Here is a 543-nt window from a genome sequence, read left to right as displayed (position 1 = left end):
CCGCCCATCTGTGAGACAGTATGTATCGAAGATAGGTTGTGAGTCAATGCGTCTCACAAGTTGCCGAGGAAGAGGTGTTCCGATGCTCCGGACCAACGACGACCCCCGGGCTCTCCGCAGCCGCGCCGCCGCTCTGGCGGCCGCCACCGAACTCCTCGTCGAAGGCGGCCCCGAGAACGTCACCCACGCCACCGTCGCCAAACGAGCCGGAATCGGCCGCGCCACCGTCTACCGGCACTGGCCCGATCAGCAGGCCCTCCTGCTCGACGCACTCGCGGGCGACGTCCGCCCCCTGCTCGCCTTCGACGACAGCCCCGTCCGCGACCAGTTGGTTTCCCAGGCGGAGCAGATGGCCCATCGGCTCAACCAGCCAAGCGCCGTGTCGATCCTCGCCACGGTCATCCAGCGGGCCGAGCGGGACGAGGACGCGCGGCGCATCCGCGAGGAGATGTTCGGCCGGGCCGACGAAGACCTCACCCGCGCGCTGGCCGCCGCCGTCGAACGCGGTGAACTGCGCCCCGGCGCCCAGGAGCACGCCAGGGA

Annotated in this window: 1 protein-coding gene; it reads left to right on the top strand. The window is 70.0% G+C overall.

All coding sequences use genetic code 11. The features are described 5' to 3' along the window. Positions 1-82 precede the first annotated feature (82 nt). Positions 83-543 (top strand): TetR/AcrR family transcriptional regulator (locus AQJ64_RS48835; RefSeq protein ID WP_055638994.1); only part of this gene is annotated, 461 nt, incomplete at its 3' end.

The sequence above is a fragment of the Streptomyces griseoruber genome (assembly GCF_001514205.1).
GTDB classification, from domain to species: domain Bacteria; phylum Actinomycetota; class Actinomycetes; order Streptomycetales; family Streptomycetaceae; genus Streptomyces; species Streptomyces griseoruber.
This window is presented reverse-complemented; position numbering and strand designations above follow the sequence as displayed.